The 16958-nt window shown below is 69.6% G+C and carries 16 protein-coding genes and 1 tRNA gene; 12 read left to right on the top strand and 5 right to left on the bottom strand.

The window, feature by feature from the left end; all coding sequences use genetic code 11:
- Positions 1-16: 16 nt before the first annotated feature.
- Both ACF3NH_RS16070 and mfd read left to right on the top strand, forming a co-directional pair.
- Positions 17-331 carry a succinate dehydrogenase assembly factor 2 gene (locus ACF3NH_RS16070; RefSeq protein WP_198364931.1) on the top strand — a complete coding sequence of 105 codons (315 nt, stop codon included), beginning with the start codon at positions 17-19 and terminating at the stop codon, positions 329-331.
- Entirely contained in the window at positions 328-3789 is a 3462-nt protein-coding gene (mfd, locus tag ACF3NH_RS16065; protein ID WP_422924118.1) for a transcription-repair coupling factor, read from the top strand. Before ACF3NH_RS16070 ends, mfd begins: the two co-directional genes overlap by 4 nt.
- Before the next feature lie 12 nt (positions 3790-3801).
- On the opposite strand, the gene ACF3NH_RS16060 is transcribed toward mfd, so the two are convergent.
- Positions 3802-4488 carry a DsbA family oxidoreductase gene (locus ACF3NH_RS16060; protein ID WP_198364933.1) on the bottom strand — a complete coding sequence of 229 codons (687 nt, stop codon included), beginning with the start codon at positions 4486-4488 and terminating at the stop codon, positions 3802-3804.
- 138 nt (positions 4489-4626) lie between these two features.
- Between ACF3NH_RS16060 and ACF3NH_RS16055 the strand changes: the two genes are divergently transcribed.
- Positions 4627-5241, top strand: a complete 615-nt coding sequence (locus ACF3NH_RS16055) for a metal-dependent hydrolase (protein WP_422924116.1) — start codon at positions 4627-4629, stop codon at positions 5239-5241.
- Positions 5242-5342: 101 nt separating this feature from the next.
- Here ACF3NH_RS16055 and ACF3NH_RS16050 read toward each other — a convergent pair.
- A tRNA-Ser gene (locus ACF3NH_RS16050) sits at positions 5343-5432 on the bottom strand.
- A 216-nt stretch (positions 5433-5648) separates the two neighbouring features.
- Between ACF3NH_RS16050 and ACF3NH_RS16045 the strand changes: the two genes are divergently transcribed.
- Genes ACF3NH_RS16045 through mazG form a run of 9 tightly spaced genes read left to right on the top strand, consistent with a single transcriptional unit; the run spans position 5649 to position 14369 of the window.
- Positions 5649-6620 carry a lytic murein transglycosylase gene (locus ACF3NH_RS16045; protein ID WP_422924114.1) on the top strand — a complete coding sequence of 324 codons (972 nt, stop codon included), beginning with the start codon at positions 5649-5651 and terminating at the stop codon, positions 6618-6620.
- On the top strand, positions 6617-7522 hold the full coding sequence (locus ACF3NH_RS16040) for a septal ring lytic transglycosylase RlpA family protein (protein ID WP_422924112.1): 906 nt from the start codon (positions 6617-6619) through the stop codon (positions 7520-7522). Before ACF3NH_RS16045 ends, ACF3NH_RS16040 begins: the two co-directional genes overlap by 4 nt.
- Positions 7523-7545: 23 nt before the next feature.
- Positions 7546-8757: a D-alanyl-D-alanine carboxypeptidase family protein gene (locus ACF3NH_RS16035; RefSeq protein ID WP_198364937.1), complete on the top strand. Its 1212-nt coding sequence runs from the start codon at positions 7546-7548 to the stop codon at positions 8755-8757.
- A 1-nt stretch (position 8758) separates the two neighbouring features.
- The gene (gene tmk / locus ACF3NH_RS16030; protein WP_198364938.1) at positions 8759-9400 is read left to right on the top strand and encodes a dTMP kinase; all 642 of its coding nucleotides are present in this window, start codon (positions 8759-8761) and stop codon (positions 9398-9400) included.
- Positions 9397-10401, top strand: coding sequence for a DNA polymerase III subunit delta' (locus ACF3NH_RS16025; RefSeq protein WP_198364939.1), 1005 nt, complete (start codon positions 9397-9399; stop codon positions 10399-10401). Before tmk ends, ACF3NH_RS16025 begins: the two co-directional genes overlap by 4 nt.
- An 11-nt stretch (positions 10402-10412) precedes the next feature.
- Positions 10413-11951, top strand: coding sequence for a methionine--tRNA ligase (metG, locus tag ACF3NH_RS16020; protein WP_422924109.1), 1539 nt, complete (start codon positions 10413-10415; stop codon positions 11949-11951).
- A complete protein-coding gene (locus tag ACF3NH_RS16015; protein WP_422924107.1) occupies positions 11951-12721 on the top strand; it encodes a TatD family hydrolase in 771 nt (256 codons plus the stop codon). Before metG ends, ACF3NH_RS16015 begins: the two co-directional genes overlap by 1 nt.
- A gap of 49 nt (positions 12722-12770) precedes the next feature.
- Positions 12771-13529, top strand: a complete 759-nt coding sequence (locus tag ACF3NH_RS16010; RefSeq protein ID WP_370591922.1) for an MBL fold metallo-hydrolase — start codon at positions 12771-12773, stop codon at positions 13527-13529.
- Between the two features lie 45 nt (positions 13530-13574).
- A complete protein-coding gene (mazG, locus tag ACF3NH_RS16005) occupies positions 13575-14369 on the top strand; it encodes a nucleoside triphosphate pyrophosphohydrolase (protein WP_422924104.1) in 795 nt (264 codons plus the stop codon).
- Between the two features lie 23 nt (positions 14370-14392).
- Here the strand turns inward: mazG and ACF3NH_RS16000 are convergent, their stop codons facing one another.
- The 3 genes from ACF3NH_RS16000 to hfq are packed head-to-tail and all read right to left on the bottom strand — an operon-like array spanning position 14393 to position 16896.
- Entirely contained in the window at positions 14393-15220 is an 828-nt protein-coding gene (locus tag ACF3NH_RS16000; RefSeq protein ID WP_198364944.1) for an inositol monophosphatase family protein, read from the bottom strand.
- 16 nt (positions 15221-15236) lie between these two features.
- Positions 15237-16541 (bottom strand): GTPase HflX, encoded by a 1305-nt coding sequence (gene hflX / locus ACF3NH_RS15995; RefSeq protein ID WP_422924102.1) that lies wholly within the window; start codon positions 16539-16541, stop codon positions 15237-15239.
- A 25-nt stretch (positions 16542-16566) separates the two neighbouring features.
- Positions 16567-16896 carry an RNA chaperone Hfq gene (gene hfq, locus ACF3NH_RS15990; protein ID WP_198364946.1) on the bottom strand — a complete coding sequence of 110 codons (330 nt, stop codon included), beginning with the start codon at positions 16894-16896 and terminating at the stop codon, positions 16567-16569.
- Between the last annotated feature and the right edge of the window lie 62 nt (positions 16897-16958).

Genomic DNA, 16958 nt, shown 5'->3' with positions numbered 1-16958 from the left:
CTGATAAGGCGCCGACATGTCCCTGACCGAAAACACCACCCCCGAGCTGACCCCCCGCCGCCGCCGCCTGCTGTTCCGGGCTCACCATCGCGGCACGAAGGAGACCGACCTGATGGTCGGCGGCTTCGTGGCGCGCCATATCGCCGTCTTCACCGACCCGGAGCTGGACGAGCTGGAGGCGGTGCTCGACCATCTCGATGTCGACCTGGCCGACTGGCTGAGCGGCCGCCGGCCCATCCCTCCGGAGGTCATGACGCCGATGATGGCGCGGATGCGGGAGGAATGCTCCCGCACCGGCGCCGGCGTGCCGGAGGCCGCGCGCCGCGCATGACCGCATTGACCGTCTACGGCGCTCCCGAGGGTTTCGACGCCCTTCTGCTGTCCCGCCGCAGGCGGGAGTTTTCCGGACCGGTGCTGCATGTCTGCCGGGACGATGCGCGCATGGCCCGGATGCAGGAGGGGCTCGGCTTCTTCGCGCCGGAGATCGAGGTGCTGCGCCTACCGGCCTGGGATTGCCTGCCCTATGACCGGGTCTCGCCGCATGCCGAACTCGTGGCCGAGCGCGTCGCGACGCTGACCCGGCTGCTGGAAACCGGGCAGCGGCCCAGGCTCGTGCTGACCACCGTGAATGCCCTGGTGCAGCGCATTCCGCCGCCCGTGGTCTTCGCGGATGCGACGCTGCTGCTGCGCCGTGGCGGCCGCATCGCGCCCGAGCGGCTGGCCGGCTTCCTGGAGGCCAATGGCTATGGCCGGGTGGCGACCGTGATGGAGCCGGGCGAGTACGCCGTGCGCGGTGGCATCGTCGATCTCTATCCGGCCGGTGAAGCGGAGCCGGTTCGCCTGGACCTCTTCGGCGACGAGATCGAGAGCCTGCGCCATTTCTCCACCGAGACGCAGCGAAGCGGCGCGGTCCTGCAGGAACTCTGGCTGCGGCCGGTTGGCGAGGTCTTCCTCGACGAGGCCTCGATCGCGCGCTTCCGGACCGGCTACCGGGACCTCTTCGGCCCGGCCTCCGGCGAGGACCCCCTCTACGTCTCGATCTCCGCCGGCCGGCGCCACCCCGGCATGGAGCACTGGGCGGCGCTGTTCCATGAGAGCATGGCGACGCTGCTCGACTACATGCCCGGCGCCTCCGTCAGCCTGGACCACCAGGCCGGGGACGCGCTCGAGGCCCGGCTCGAGATGATCGAGGATCACTATCAGGCGCGGCGCGGCCCATCCCGCGAGGGGGAGGTGCCTTATCGGCCGGTGCCGCCGGGCCGGCTCTACCTCAGCCGCGCCGACTGGGATGCCATGCTGTCGGGCGGCCCGCTGCTCTCCTTCAGCCCTTTCCCCCGGCCCGAGGGCGCGGAGGGTATCGAGGCCGGAGGACGGCCAGGGCGCCTCTACGCGGAGGCGCGGGCCTCGGGGCAGAATGTCTTCACCGCCTTCCGCGAGCAGGCCGAGAGCCTGGCGCGGAGCGGCCACCGCCCGCTCGTCGCCGCCTGGACCCGGGGCTCGCGGGACCGGCTGGGCAACCTGCTGCGCGAGAATGGCGTGACCGCGCAGCCGGTGGAGGACTGGGCGGCGGCCCGGCGCCTGCCGGCCGGCATGATCGGCCTCGTCGTCTATGGCCTGGAGCGCGGCTTCGTCGGGCCGGGCCCGGAAGGCGGCAAGGGTGGCGCCATCGCCGTCACCGGCGAGCAGGATCTTCTCGGCGAGCGCATCGCCCGGCCGCCGCGGCGCCGCAAGCGGGCGGACCAGTTCATCGCCGATGCCACCGAGATCGCCGAGGGCGACCTGGTCGTGCACCAGGAGCATGGCATCGGCCGCTATGACGGCCTGGCGACCATCGAGGTCTCGGGCGCCCCGCATGACTGCCTCCGCCTGGTCTACGACGGCGGCGACAGGCTGTTCCTGCCGGTCGAGAACATCGAGCTGCTGTCGCGCTTCGGCAGCGACACCGCCGGGGCGACGCTGGACAAGCTGGGCGGCACCTCCTGGCAGAACCGCAAGGCCAAGGCCAAGCAGCGGATCGCCGACATGGCGGGCCAGCTGATCCGGGTCGCGGCGGAGCGCAAGGTCAAGGAAGCCCATCTGGCCACCCCGCCCGAAGGGGCCTGGGACGAGTTCTGCGCGCGCTTCCCCTTCGCCGAAACCGAGGATCAGCAGCGCGCCATCGCCGATGTGCTGGAGGATCTGTCGGCCGGCCGGCCCATGGACCGCCTGATCTGCGGCGATGTCGGCTTCGGCAAGACGGAAATCGCCCTCCGGGCCGCCTTCGTCGTCGCCATGACCGGCGCGCAGGTGGCCGTGGTGGTGCCGACCACTCTTCTCTCGCGCCAGCATTTCCGCACCTTCACCGCCCGCTTCGCGGGATTGCCGATCAAGGTCGCCCAGCTCTCCCGCATGGTCACGGCGAAGGAGGCGGCGGCGGTCAAGGCCGGGCTCGCCGACGGATCCATCAACATCGTGGTCGGCACGCATGCCTTGCTGGCCAAGGGCATCGACTTCGCCGACCTCGGCCTCGTCATCGTCGATGAGGAGCAGCATTTCGGCGTGGCGCACAAGGAGAGGCTCAAGGCGCTGCGGGCCGATGTCCATGTCCTGACGCTGACGGCGACGCCGATTCCGCGGACGCTGCAGCTGGCGCTCACGGGGGTGCGGGAGATGAGCGTTATCGCCACGCCGCCGGTCGACCGCCTGGCGGTGCGCACCTTCATCATGCCCTTCGATTCGGTCGTCATCCGCGAGGCGATCCAGCGCGAGCGCTTCCGTGGCGGGCAGATCTTCTGCGTGGTGCCGCGCCTGGAGGACCTGCCGAGAATGGCCGCCCGCCTGGCCGAGATCGTGCCGGAGGCGCGCACGGTGCAGGCGCATGGGAGGCTGACCCCGACCGAGCTCGAACGCGTCATGACCGAGTTCGGCGACGGCAAGTACGACATCCTGCTGGCGACCAACATCGTCGAGAGCGGGCTCGACATGCCCGCGGTCAATACTCTCATCATCTATCGCGCCGACATGTTCGGTCTGGCGCAGCTTTACCAGCTTCGCGGCCGGGTGGGCCGGGGCAAGCTGCGTGGCTATGCCTATCTGACCTGGCCGGCGGCGCAGCGCCTTTCGGGCTCGGCGGAGAAGCGCCTGGCGGTGATGCAGACGCTGGACAATCTCGGCGCCGGTTTCACGCTGGCCAGCCATGACCTCGATATCCGCGGTGCCGGCAATCTGCTCGGCGACGAGCAGTCGGGTCATATCCGCGAGGTCGGCATCGAACTCTACCAGCAGATGCTGGAGGAGGCGGTGGCGACCATCAAGGCGGGGCAGGGGCGCCGGGATGAGGAGGATCGCGAGTGGACGCCGCAGATCAATCTCGGCCTGCCGGTCCTCATCCCCGAGAGCTACGTGGCCGACCTGCCGGTGCGTCTCGGTCTCTACCGGCGCATCGGTGCCCTGGCGGGCGAGGCCGAGGTCGAGGCCATGGCGGCCGAGCTCGCCGATCGCTTCGGCCCGCTTCCGGCGGAGGTCGAGAACCTGCTTCAGGTCGTCTCCATCAAGCACCTCTGCCGGCAGGCGGGTGTCGAGAAGCTTGATGCCGGGCCGAAGGGCATTGTCCTGACCTTCCGCCAGAACCGTTTCGCCAATCCGGGCGGCCTGGTGAACTGGGTGACAGCCCAGAAGGGGCTGGTGAAACTGCGGCCGGACCACAAGCTGGCCATGGTGCGGGAGATGGACCTGAAGACGCGCGTCCGTACCGCGAAGGACATGCTGGCCGCGCTGGCCGGCGTCGCGGCGCAGGGGCGCGCCGCCTGACACCGGCTTGCCTCAGAACTCCATCGCTTCGGCCAGGGCCACGTCCAGCAGGCGCCCCAGGACTTCCGGCTCCTGGGCGCCGGCGATGGCGTGGCTCGACCCGATGCCGCCGCCTCCGGAAATCACGAAGCAAGGGACCCCATTGATGCCGAGGCGATGAGCCCGGAGGTTCTCCGCATGGACCGCCTCCACCTCCAGGCCGGTCGCGAGAAACCGCAGGACGGTGCGCTGGTCGAGCCCGTAGCGCTCACCCAGCCGGGCCAGGACCTCGTGGTCACCGATGTCGGCGCCCTCGCTGAAATGCGCCGTGAACAGCCCATCCACCAGCGCATCGGCAATGCCGTGCTGCCCCGCCAGGCGGACCAGGCGGTGCGCGTCGACGGAGGAGGGGACGCGGCGGATGCGTTCGAAACGGAAATCGATGCCTTCCGGCCGGCCCAGCTCCGTCATGGTGGCGTGCAGCCGGCGCATGCGCTCCTCGCTGCCGAAGCGGCGGGCGGCCTGCTCGTGCCGATGGCCCGCCCCGGCACCCAGCTCCGGATTCAGCAGGAACGGACGCCAGCGCACCGTCGTCAGGATATCGGCGCGCCGGGCCAGCATGCGTCGCAGCCGCCTGGCGCCCAGGAAGCACCAGGGGCAGACGAGATCATAGACGACCTCGATATCGAGGTGGCCGCGATTGGAGGATACGAGATTCACCCCGCCAATATAGACCCTCAGGCCGCCAAAGCACCCCTGAGGCGGGTCTGAGCCACAGAATCCCTTGGAATCAGGCTTGTACCCTTGATTCCTGACTCCTAGTTTGAGTTTGCATCGTCAAGGGGTTGTCCGGCTGTCATGATGGCGGGCTCGCATGTCGCTCTGGGTGCGGCCGCCTGGATGCTGGCAGCGCCCAGGCTGGGTCTGCCGGCCCTGGATCCGGCCCTGCTCGGCCTGGCCGTGGCGGGGGCGCTGGCGCCGGATGTCGACCATCCGAAATCCTGGGTGGGCCGGCGATTGTGGTTCATCTCCCGCCCCTGTGCCGTGATCTTCGGCCACCGGGGAATGACTCATTCGCTGCTGGCGCTCCTCGCCTGTCTTGCCGTGCTGCTGCGCCATGACGTGCCTTTCGTCGTCGCGGCGCCCTTGGCGGTCGGCTATGTCTCTCATCTGGCGGCAGACCTGCTGACGCCCGGGGGCCTCCGCCTCGCCTGGCCTTTCAAGGGCACCTATGCCTTGCCGCTGTGCCGGACCGGTTCGCCCTTCGAGCCGCTGATCGTGGCTGTGATCCTGTCATGGTCCTGGGGCGGCCTGGCTGAACGGAGCACGATCCGCGCGGACTGGGCCGCCGGCGGGATCTGCCATCTTGCCGGCGCCGTCCTGCCGTCCTTCTGCGCGGAGGCGGCCTCCGTCCTGGCCGACGGCACGCAGCGCCTGGCGACCCTTGGCGGCGCCCTCCTGCGAGCGCCCTGACCGGCCGGAAAGGCGGGGGATGGGACCAGCGCCGAACGGATGACCATGGATTATTGCCCTGAGGGGTCTCATCGGCATCGTGGAGGGCTAGGGGCGGCGTCTGGCGGATGGGGTGGGATTCGAACCCACGGTAGAGTTACCCCTACGGCGGTTTTCAAGACCGCTGCCTTAAACCACTCGGCCACCCATCCGTCTGCGGACGCGATGTCGCATCGTCCCGCACGCGCCGTTAGCGCCCTCACTGTCTTAAGGGAAGTGGGATGCGGCCACAGGGAGCCGCTTCCGACACAATTTGATGCGGAATCGCAATGAATTTGGGCAACTCTCTTTCGCCCTTAAGTAACAGGAGCCGCAGCGCATGACGCCAGCGGTTGCAGTCCGGCGGGCCCTCATGGCACCTCTCGCGCATGGTCAGTCGTCGTTTCCTCCTCTCCCGAGTCGCCGCCCTCCCTGCGCTTGCCGCAACCGGTGCGCAGGCCGCCACCTCCAGCTTCGAGGCCTTCATGGCCGAGGTCGCGTCGGATGCCCGACGTGCGGGGATCTCGCAATCCGTGCTGCAAAGGGCCCTGACGGGGATACGACCGAACGAGAAGGTGCTTGAGCTTGACCGGCGCCAGCCCGAGTTCACGCTGACCTGGGAGCAGTACCGGGACAGCCGGCTTTCCGCCCAGCGCATCGAGCGTGGCCGGCAGGCCTTCCAGGCCAACCAGGCGCTTCTGGATGCCATCTGGCAACGCTACCAGGTGTCTCCCCGCGTGGTCGTCGCCGTCTGGGGCCTGGAGACGAACTATGGCGGCTTCACCGGCACCTTCAACGTGATCGAGGCCCTGGCCACGCTGGCCTGGGACGGGCGGCGTCACGATTTCTTCCGTGGCGAGCTGATGGCGGCCCTGCGGATCCTGCAGGCGGGGGATGTCACGCCGGAGCGGATGCGGGGCAGCTACGCGGGCGCCATGGGGCACCCGCAGTTCATGCCCTCGAGCTTCGAGCGTCTCGCCGTGGACTTCGATGGCGATGGCCGGCGCGACATCTGGGACAACCGGGCCGATGCCCTGGCCTCCATCGCCAATTATCTCGGCCGCAATGGCTGGCGCGGGGACGAGCGCTGGGGGCGCGAGGTCCTGCTGCCCTCGGGCTTCGATCGCGGGCAGGCCGGCCGCGGCACGCGCCGCCCGCTGCGCGACTGGGTGCAGGCCGGGGTCCGGGCCAGCGACGGCACGCCCCTGCCGCCGCTGGACATGGCCACCTCCATCCTGCTGCCCGGCGGGGCGGGCGGGCAGGCCTTCGCGGTCTACCAGAACTTCAACGTCATTCGTCGATACAATCCTTCCGACTACTACGCCCTCGCCGTCGGGCTGTTGTCCGATCTCGTGGCATGAGACGGCGCGCCGTCCTCGGCATGGGCCTGGCGCTGCCGGTGCTGGTCACGGCCTGCCATCGGCCTCCCGCGCCATCGGGTCCGGCGGCGGGCGGCCGCTATCTGATCGGCGGGGCCTACCAGATGGGCGGCGTCTGGTCCTATCCGAAGGAGGATTTCGGCCTGCAGGAGACCGGCCTGGCGAGTGTCGTGGCCGATCCGCGTGCCGGGCGGCGAACCGCCAATGGCGAGGTCCATGATCCAGCCCTCCTGACAGCGGCGCACCGGACCCTGCAGCTGCCGGCCATCCTGCGGGTGACCAATCTCGAGAATGGGCTCAGCCTCCTGGTGCGGGTGAATGACCGGGGGCCGCAGCATCCGGGGCGGGTGCTGGAGCTGTCCCGCCGCGCCGCGGATCTGCTGCGCATTCCGGCGGCGGGCGGGGCACAGATCGCCCTGGCGGTCGAGCCGGGGCTGTCGCGCGCCCTGTCCGCCACGTCGCCGCAGCATGTCTCCACCGTTTTGGCTGTCGCCACGGCGCCCCGCGGGGCGCTGGAAGGCGAGGCGCTGGCACCGCTGCCAGGCACCCGGAGCCAGGCCGGCCCGGCCGCGTCTCCGCCGGGCCGCCGCGCGGCGGAGGAGGTGGCGGCTCCCGCGCCGCCGCCGCTCCGGCTGCCGGAGGAGGTTGCCACGCTGCCGCCCCGTCCCGGCCGGATGGTCATCCAGGCGGGCACCTTCTTCAATCGGGCCGACGCCCAGCGGCAGGCGGCGCGGATCGGCGCCCGGGTCGAGAGCCATGGCCCGTCCCGCCGGCCCGAATACCGTGTCCGCCTTGGCCCCTATGCATCCGTCGCGCAGGCGGATACAGCGCTCGAGGCCGTGCTCCGGTCCGGCCTGTCCGAAGCCCGCATCCTGATCGACTGAGCCCCATGAGGAGAATCCCCGCCATGCCGCTTCGCCGCGAGTTGCTGGGCGGTGCCGGCGCGGTTGTCGCCGCCGGCGCGCTGACCACCACCGGTGCGGGAGAGGCCCTGGCGCAGCGCCGCCCGGCCGCGCGACCGGCCCCGCCGCCGACCAGCCCGGCGACCACGCCCCTCGGGCCGGTGGATACGCAGGCCCGGCAGGCCCTCATCATCGACGCTGATACCGGCGCGGTGCTGCTCGAGAAGAACGCGGATGAGTTGATGCCGCCTTCCTCGATGTCGAAGCTGATGACGATGTACGTCGTCTTCGACCTGCTGAAGCAGGGGCGGCTGCGCTGGGACCAGGAGTTGCCGGTCAGCGAGCGCGCCTGGCGCATGGGCGGCTCCAAGATGTTCGTCGAGCTCGGCAGCTCCGTCAGTGTCGAGAATCTGGCGCGGGGTGTGATCATCCAGTCAGGCAATGATGCCTGCATCGTCCTGGCCGAGGGCATCAGCGGCAGCGAGCAGCAGTTTGCCGAGCTTCTGAACGAGTACGGCAAGCGGATCGGCCTGAAGGACAGCCACTTCCGCAACGCGACCGGCTGGCCCGACCCCGAGCACCGCATGACGGCGCGCGACCTGGCGATCCTGGCCAGCCGCCTGATCCACGATTTCCCGGACGCCTTCCGCTTCTACAGCGAGCGCTCCTTCCGCTGGCATGACATCAACCAGGAGAACCGCAATCCGCTGCTGGGCCGCGTCGCGGGCGCCGACGGGCTGAAGACCGGCCATACGGAGGATGCGGGCTACGGGCTGACCGGCACCGCCAAGCGGGGCGACCGGCGACTGATCCTGGTGGTCAACGGCCTGAACTCGATGCGCGCGCGGGCCGAGGAGTCCGAGCGGCTGATGGAATGGGGCTTCCGCGAGTTCGAGAACGTCGTGCTGTTCCGCGCCGCCGATACGGTGGAGGAGGCGCCCGTCTATCTCGGTGACAGGCCGACAATCCCCCTGGTCGGCGGCAAGGATCTGGTGCTGACGCTGCCGCGGCAATGGCGGCGCAGCCTGACGGTGAAGCTGCGGTATGACAGTCCTCTGCAGGCTCCGGTGGCCAAGGGGCAGGAGGCTGGCCAGCTGGAAGTCTCCGGCCAGGGCGTACCGCCCATGGTCCTGCCGCTCTATGCCGGGGCGGATGTCGCGAAGCTCGGCCTGGTGCAGCGGATTCCGGCGGTTCTCGGCCGCCTGATCTCAGGCTGAGGTGGGGCGGCCCGCGGCGCGATCGGCCTTCATCACGCTGGAAGGCGGCGAGGGCGCCGGAAAGACCACCCTGTCCGGCGGCCTGGCTCGCGCACTGGCGGAGGCCGGCCTGCCGGTGCTGAGGACCCGGGAGCCGGGTGGCGCTCCGGGTGCCGAGGTGCTGCGCGCGCTTCTGCTGCAGGGTAGCGTGGACTGGGATCCGGTCGCGGAAGCCATGCTGATGTTCGCCGCCCGGCGGGAGCACCTGGAGAAGACCATCCGTCCCGCCCTGGCGGCCGGGATCTGGGTGGTCTGCGACCGCTTTGCCGATTCCACCCTGGCCTATCAGTGCCATGGGCATGGCCTCGACCTGTCCCTGTACCGGAAGCTGTCCGATGTGGCCCTCGGGGACTTCCGGCCCGACCTGACGCTGGTGCTCGACCTGCCGCCGGCGGAAGGCATGCGCAGGGCCCTGTCGCGTGGCCTGCCCGATCGGTTCGAGCGCCTGGGCGCGCCCTTCCACGCCCGTGTCCACGCCGCCTTCCGGGCCATCGCCACGGCGGAGCCGGACCGCTGCCAGATCCTGGATGCGCGGCAGCCGGCCGAGGCGCTGCGGCGGGAGGCCATGGCCGTCCTCGCGGATCGGCTCGGGGCACCGCTGTGATCCCCCCGGAGGCGCGGGCCAATCCTGACCTGTACGGCCACGACGCCGCCATGGCGGCACTGGAGGCGGCGGGCCGGGGAGGACGGTTGCACCATGCCTGGCTGATCTCGGGGCCGCAGGGCACCGGCAAGGCGACGCTGGCCTATCGTTTCGCGCGATGGCTGCTGGCCGGCCGTCCGCCCTCCTCGCCGCCGCTCCACCTGCCGCCGCAGGATGCGGTCTTCCGCCGTGTCGCCGCCGGCGGGCATGCCGACCTGCGCGTGCTGGCGCCGAATGCGGGGGAGCGGGGCGTGAAGCTGATGATCCGGGTGGACGAGGTTCGCCAGGTGCCGCGCTTCCTGGGCCTGACGGCGGCGGAAGGCGGCTGGCGGATCGTCGTCATCGAGCAGGCCGAAGCGATGAACCCGGAGGCGCAGAACGCCCTGCTGAAGACCCTGGAGGAGCCGCCCAGCCGCAGCCTGCTGCTGCTGACCACCGCCGCGCCGGACCGCCTCCTGCCCACGATCCGCAGCCGCTGCCGCCGGATCGAGCTGTTCCCCCTGCCTCCGGCCGAGATGGAGGCCGTCCTCTCGGCCTGGCTGCCCGACCTGCCGGAGGCTGAGCTTCAGCTTCTGGCGCGGATCTCCGGTGGCGCGCCGGGACGTGCGCTCCGGCTGTTCGAGGAGGACGGGCTGACGCTCCAGCGCAGCGTCGAGACGGTCCTGCATGGCCTTCCCGATCTGGACGGGCGGCAGTTGCATGCCCTGGCCGACAGCCTGGCGGCACGCAGGGACGGCAGCGCCTTCGGCACCTTCATCACCCTGCTGCGCGATGCCCTGGGCTCGGCCATCCGCGAGGCCGCGCGGGGAGGGGAGGCGCCGGCCTTCATCGCCGCCCGCCCGCTTGCCGACTGGGCCTCGCTGTGGGACACCCTTGGCCGCCTGGCCGACGAGACGGAAGCCCTGAATCTCGACCGCAAGCAGGCGGTCCTGACCGGCCTGACGCAGCTGACCTCGCGTTGAGGACCTGAACGATGACGAGCGAATCCCGCTCCTACCTGACCACACCGATCTATTACGTCAACGACAAGCCGCATATCGGCCATGCCTATACCTCTCTCGCGGCCGATGTGATGGCGCGTTGGCGGCGGATGTCGGGGCAGGAGGTTTTCTTCCTGACCGGCACCGACGAGCACGGTCAGAAGGTCGAGAAGGCCGCCGAGGCGCGGGGGATGCAGCCGCAGGCCTTCACCGACATGGTGAGCGAGGCCTTCCGCGAACTGGCCGCCCGCATGAACTACTCGAATGACGCCTTCATCCGCACCACGGAGGAGCGGCACAAGAGGGCCTGCGCCGCGCTCTGGACCCGGCTGCAGGAGAAGGGCGAGATCTACCTCGGCCATTACGAAGGCTGGTACGCAGTCCGTGACGAGGCCTTCTACGGGCCCGACGAGATCACGGAGAAGGACGGGCAGAAGTTCGCTCCGACCGGCGCGCCGGTCGAATGGGTGAGGGAGCCTTCCTACTTCTTTCGGCTCTCGGCCTGGCAGGACAGGCTCCTCGCCTTCTACGAGGCGCATCCGGATTTCATCGCGCCTGGCACCCGGCGCAACGAGGTGATCAGCTTCGTCAGGAGCGGGCTCAGCGACCTCTCCATCTCCCGCACCTCCTTCAAATGGGGCGTCAAGGTGCCGGGCGACGATGCCCATGTGATGTATGTGTGGCTCGATGCCCTGACGAACTACATCACCGCCCTCGGCTATCCCGACGAGACCGGTGAGCTCTGGAAGTTCTGGCCGGCCGACGTGCATTTCGTCGGCAAGGATATCCTGCGCTTCCATGCCATCTACTGGCCGGCGTTCCTGATGGCCGCCGACCTGCCGCCGCCCCGCCGCATCTTCGCGCATGGCTGGTGGACCAATGAGGGGCAGAAGATCTCCAAGTCGGTCGGCAACGTCATCGATCCGCTGGCGCTGATCGACGAATTCGGGCTGGATCCGGTACGGTTCTTCCTGCTGCGCGAGGTGCCCTTCGGCAATGACGGCGATTTCAGTCGCCGTGCGCTGATCGGACGCCTGAACAGCGAGTTGGCCAATGATCTGGGCAATCTGGCACAGCGCAGCCTGGCGCTGATTCAGAAGAACTACGAGGGCCGGCTGCCTGCTGCCGGGCCGGAGCTGCCGGCGGATGGCGAGGTGCTGGACGCCATCCGCGCCCTTCCGGGCCAGGTCGACGAGGCGCTGGGCCGCCAGGCCTTCCATGAGGCGCTGGAGCGCATCTGGGTGATGACGCGGCTGGGCAACTCCTGGATCGACGCGCAGAAGCCGTGGTCGCTGAAGAAGACCGATCCGGCCCGCATGCTGTCCGTGCTGCGGCATCTGCACAGCCTGCTGCGCTGCCTCGCCACGGTGCTGCTGCCTTTCATGCCGGGGACCATGGCCCGCATGCTCGACCAGCTCGGCGTGCCCGAGGGCGAGCGCGGCCTCGCAGCGCTCGCCAGCCCCATGCCCGACGGGACGGCGCTGCCGCCGCCCAGCCCCCTGTTCCAGAAGATCCAGGACGAGGCGGCCTGATGCTGGTCGATAGCCACTGCCATCTCGACTACTTCAACGATGAGGAGATCCGGGACATCCTCGGCCGCGCCGCCGAGGCAGGTGTGGGAGAGATGGTCACCATTGGCGTGCGGATGAGCCAGGCCGCCGACGTTAAATCGATATCGGAACGATTCCCCGGGGTTTGGGCCACTGTCGGCGTGCATCCCCAGAATGTGGGGGAAAGCCCGCTGCCCGAGGTGGCGAAGATCGTTGCCGCCGCCGGGCATCCGCGCGTCGTCGGCATCGGCGAGAGCGGGCTGGACTACTTCTACGACAAGGCGCCGCGGGCGGTTCAGCAGGAGGGCTTCCGGCGGCATATCCGCGCCGCTCGCCAGACCGGCCTGCCGCTGGTCGTGCACGCGCGGGACGCGGACCAGGATATCGGGGACATCCTGCGGGAGGAGCGCGCCGACGGCGCCTTCTCCTTCGTGCTGCATTGCTTCAGCTCCGGCCGCGGGCTGGCGGAGGAGGCGATCGCCATGGGGGGATACGTGTCCTTCTCGGGCATGCTGACCTTCCCGAAGTCGCAGGAGATCCGCGACATCGCCCGGGACATGCCGAAGGACCGCATCCTGGTCGAAACGGACTCGCCCTATCTGGCACCGGTGCCGTTCCGGGGAAAGCGCAACGAACCGTCCTATGTCCGCCATACGGCGCGCGTCCTCGCCGGGCTGCACGACATGGACGAGGAGGCCATGGCCGCGCTGACCACCGCGAATTTCCGGCGCCTTTTCAGCAAGGCGGCCTAGGCCCTTGTCGTTGAAGGTCTCTGTCCTGGGCTGCGGAGGCTCCGCCGGCGTGCCGCAGATCGGTGGCCCGGATGGGTTGGGCGACTGGGGGCACTGCGATCCTGGCGAGCCGCGCAACCGCCGCAAGCGATCCTCGATCCTGATCGAGGGCGCGGATGGCCGCCGCCTGCTGGTCGATGCCGGGCCCGATCTCCGGCAGCAACTGCTGGAGAATGGCATAGGGCGGCTGGACTGCCTCCTGGTGACGCATGGACATGCCGATCACATCATGGGGCTGGATGAGCTGCGGCCGATCAACCGGGTGCTGGGCGAAGCCCTGCCGCTGCTCGCGACGCCGGAGACGTTGGCGGAGCTTCAGGCCCGCTTCGAATATGTCTTCCGCCCGCCGACGCCGCCGATCTTCTTCCGGCCGGCGCTGACGCCGGTCGCCGTGGCGCCGGGGCGGACGGTCGAGGCGGCCGGGATGGCGGTCCGGCTTTTCCGGCAGGACCATAAGGTCATGGAGACGCTCGGCCTGCGGATTGGCGGCTTCGCTTACTCCACGGATGTCGTCGCCATGCCGGAGGAGAGCATGGCGATGCTGGGCGGTCTGGATACCTGGATCGTCGGCTGCTTCCAGCGGCGGCCGCACGCTGTGCATGCGCATCTGGACAAGGTGCTGGACTGGGTGGCCGCGCTGAAGCCGCGCCGCACGGTCCTGACCCATATGGGCACGGACATGGACTGGTCCTGGCTGCGTGCGAACTTGCCGGATGGAGTGGAAGCCGCGCATGACGGCATGCAGCTGACCATTCCTGCCGCCACCTAGATTTTACATAATCTTCCTTATGCGGCAAACAGAGGTGCGACTTCCATGACCGATGCGGCGGCCCCTCTTCTTCGCCTGCTGGACATCATGCGGCGGCTGCGCGCGCCCGATGGCTGCCCCTGGGACCGGGAGCAGGACTTCGCCTCCATCGCGCCCTACACGATCGAGGAGGCCTATGAGGTCGCCGATGCCATAAGCCGTGATGATCCGGCGGCGCTCCAGGACGAGCTGGGAGATCTGCTGTTCCAGGTCGTCTATCACGCCCAGATGGCACAGGAGGCCGGCAGCTTCGGCTTTGCCGATGTGGCGCGCGGCATCGGCGACAAGATGATCCGCCGCCACCCCCATGTCTTCGGTGAGGCGGCGACGCGCGACAGCGCGGAGCAGACCGCGGCCTGGGAAGCCCAGAAACAGCGTGAGCGGCAGGCGCGTGCCGAGACGGGAACCCTGGCGGGGCTGCCCTCCACCCTGCCCGCCCTGACACGCGCGGCCAAGCTGACGCGCCGCGCCGCGCGCGTCGGTTTCGACTGGCCGGATGCCGACTCGGTGTTCGATAAGCTGGAGGAGGAAGCCCGGGAGCTTCGCGCGGAATTGCCGGGCGCCTCGCGGGAGCGGCTCGCGGACGAGTTGGGCGATCTGCTTTTCGTCCTCGCCAATCTGGCCCGCAAGCTCGATCTCGACCCGGAGGCCTGCCTGCGCGGCGCGAACGCCAAGTTCGAACGGCGCTTCCAGGCCGTGGAAGGCAAGTTGGCCCGGCAGGGGCAATCGCCCGCCGACGTGTCCCTCGACGTCATGGAGGCGGCCTGGCAGGCGGTTAAGAAGGAGGAAGCCGCCGGCTGAACCGGCCGGCTTCCGCGAGCCCGCTACTCTCCCAGCAGGGCCTCGCGCGCCTCGTGCCAGCTTGCCTCGTCCGGCGCGGCGATCAGGCCCCCGTCGCGGTGCTCGGCCCGGTAGGCGCTGCCATCGAAGCGGGCGCTGTAACCGCCGGCCTCGCGATGCAGGAGCCAGCCGGGCAGATGGTCCCACGGCATGAGGCGGTTGTAGACGACGATATGCGCGCCGCCGGAAGCAACCAGGCGATACTCATGCGCCGCGCAGCGAAACTGAACACCGCTGGCCAGGCGTGAGAGCCGCTGCGTGATCCGGCTGCGGTAGGGCTCGCTCATCCAGGTCCAGGAAACGGCGCCGGTCATCTGATGGACAGGCACCGGACGGGCCACCTTCAGATCAGCCCTGTGCCCATCCGGGGCCTCGATCCAGGCACCCTCCCCCCGCAGCGCGATGGCGGTGTCATCGCCCAGCGGATCGTGGATCCAGGCCGCCACCACCTCGCCGCGCCGGATGGCGGCCGCCATGCAGCCGAACAGGGGCACACCGGCGGCGAAGTTGGCGGTGCCATCGACCGGATCGACGACGAAGGCCAGATCGGCACCCAGCAGCCTGTCCAACAGGCTGGCATCGACCGCACAGGCCTCCTCGCCCACGACGACGCAGCCAGGATAGCGGCGCTCCAGCTCGGCGGTGATCCGCCGCTCTGCGGCCTCATCGGCATCCGTCACGAGGTCGATCGGGCTCGACTTGCTGCGGACCTCCCCCGCCGCGAGGCGGCGGAACCGCGGCAGGATCTCGGCACGGGACGCATCGCGCAGAACCGTGGCGATCTCGGTGGCCTGGGCCTGGTCGAAAGGCATGGAATGCTGCTCCAGTTCAGATCCGCTCGAAGCGGGCACGATCGGCGGGGGAAAGCCGCACGGTCAGTCGGATGACGTCCTCGGCGTCCCGCCGGTCCAGCACCTCGCCATGCTCGTAAAGCCAGGCCAGACGCGCGCCGTCGGCGGGCGCCAGGCTGTACTCGGCCGTCTCCATGCCGGCCGCGAGTCGGCTGTCGAGCGCCGCCCGGAGGCTGTCGAGCCCCTCCCCGGTCAGCGCAGAGACGGCGACTGCCTGGGTGCCGTCGTCGCCCGGCACCGCCTCGATGCCGCCGAGCAGATCCGCCTTGTTCAGCACCTCGATGGTGCGGGTCGGCCAGTTCTCGTCGAGGGCCGGATCAGGGCCGCTGGCCATCTCGGCAAGCACGCCGATGACATCGGCCCGCTGCGCCGTCGTGTCCGGATGCGCCACGTCCCGCACGTGCAGGATGATGTCGGCGGAGGCCACCTCCTCGAGCGTCGCCCGGAACGCCTCGATGAGCTGCGTCGGCAGATCGCTGATGAAACCCACCGTGTCGGACAGGATGACGGTCCGCCCGCTCGGCAGGCGGATGGCGCGCATCGTCGGGTCGAGCGTCGCGAAGAGCTGGTCCTGGGCATAGACGCCCGCCCCGGTCAGGGCATTGAAAAGCGTCGACTTGCCCGCGTTGGTGTAGCCCACCAGAGCGACCACCGGGAATGGAACCCGCGTACGCGCCGCCCGGTGCAATCCCCGCGTCCGGCGAACCTGCTCAAGCTCACGCTTCAGCTTGACGATGCGTTCGCCGATCAGCCGCCGGTCGATCTCGATCTGGCTTTCGCCAGGACCGCCGAGAAAGCCGAAGCCGCCCCGCTGACGCTCCAGATGGGTCCAGGAGCGGACGAGGCGCGTGCGCTGATACTCGAGATGCGCCAGCTCGACCTGCAGGCTGCCCTCCCGTGTCCGGGCGCGCTCGCCGAAGATCTCCAGGATCAGCCCGGTCCGGTCGATGACCTTGCAGTCCCAGGCACGCTCGAGATTGCGTTGCTGCACCGGCGTCAGGGCGGCATCGACCACCACGACGCCGACCTTGTGCTCGGCGATGGCTTCCCGGGCTGCCTCGACCTGCCCTTCCCCCAGCAGCGTGGAAGGACGGCGCGCGCGGAGCGGCAGTACGGCGCTGTGGACGATGGTCAGGCCGATCGACGCGGCCAGCCCGACGGCTTCCGCCAGCCGGGCTTCGGCCGCGCGGTGGGCGGCGCGGCTTTCGGGGAACTGGATGATGCCCTCGGCGCCAGCCTGGCGCGTCGAGCGTTCATGCGGCAGCAGGACGGCGGCAAGCATCGGCTTGTCGCCGCCCTGGCCAATGTCAGTCGGAGGAGCCGACAGGGTTAACCTCACGTTGCAGGGTCATGGTGCCTTCTCGCGGCGGCGTTGTCCCGCCTTGCGGCTGGGCCGCGCCGGCGGCCGAGGCATCGAACAGCATGATCGGCGCACCGGGCATGACGGTGCTGATGGCATGCTTATAGACCAGTTGGGTGTGCCCGTCCCGACGCAGCAGGACAGAAAAATTGTCGAACCAGGTGATGATGCCCTGCAGCTTCACGCCATTGACCAGGAAGATGGTCACCGGCGTCTTGCTCTTGCGGACATGGTTCAGGAAGACATCCTGAACATTCTGGGACTTCTCGGCGGCCATGGGCTCGGTCCTTCTTTTTCTTGGCGAGGCATGCGGGCACCTCTGCGGGGCCGCGCACGGAA

Origin of the sequence: Pseudoroseomonas sp. WGS1072, assembly GCF_049340465.1 — a bacterium.
GTDB lineage: Bacteria > Pseudomonadota > Alphaproteobacteria > Acetobacterales > Acetobacteraceae > Pseudoroseomonas.
The sequence above is the reverse complement of the archived record's forward strand: the minus strand, read 5'-3'. Positions and strand labels throughout refer to the sequence as shown.

Excerpts from the sequence above, each read along its gene's own strand:
- ACF3NH_RS16040 (WP_422924112.1), top strand. The coding sequence starts at position 6,617 with ATGAGACGGCGCGCCGTCCTCGGCATGGGCCTGGCGCTGCCGGTGCTG.
- ACF3NH_RS16015 (WP_422924107.1), top strand. The coding sequence starts at position 11,951 with ATGCTGGTCGATAGCCACTGCCATCTCGACTACTTCAACGATGAGGAG.
- ACF3NH_RS16045 (WP_422924114.1), top strand. The coding sequence starts at position 5,649 with ATGGTCAGTCGTCGTTTCCTCCTCTCCCGAGTCGCCGCCCTCCCTGCG.
- hfq (WP_198364946.1), bottom strand. The coding sequence starts at position 16,896 with ATGGCCGCCGAGAAGTCCCAGAATGTTCAGGATGTCTTCCTGAACCAT.
- ACF3NH_RS16055 (WP_422924116.1), top strand. The coding sequence starts at position 4,627 with ATGATGGCGGGCTCGCATGTCGCTCTGGGTGCGGCCGCCTGGATGCTG.
- ACF3NH_RS16035 (WP_198364937.1), top strand. The coding sequence starts at position 7,546 with ATGCCGCTTCGCCGCGAGTTGCTGGGCGGTGCCGGCGCGGTTGTCGCC.
- mazG (WP_422924104.1), top strand. The coding sequence starts at position 13,575 with ATGACCGATGCGGCGGCCCCTCTTCTTCGCCTGCTGGACATCATGCGG.
- metG (WP_422924109.1), top strand. The coding sequence starts at position 10,413 with ATGACGAGCGAATCCCGCTCCTACCTGACCACACCGATCTATTACGTC.
- mfd (WP_422924118.1), top strand. The coding sequence starts at position 328 with ATGACCGCATTGACCGTCTACGGCGCTCCCGAGGGTTTCGACGCCCTT.
- ACF3NH_RS16000 (WP_198364944.1), bottom strand. The coding sequence starts at position 15,220 with ATGCCTTTCGACCAGGCCCAGGCCACCGAGATCGCCACGGTTCTGCGC.
- ACF3NH_RS16070 (WP_198364931.1), top strand. The coding sequence starts at position 17 with ATGTCCCTGACCGAAAACACCACCCCCGAGCTGACCCCCCGCCGCCGC.
- hflX (WP_422924102.1), bottom strand. The coding sequence starts at position 16,541 with ATGCTTGCCGCCGTCCTGCTGCCGCATGAACGCTCGACGCGCCAGGCT.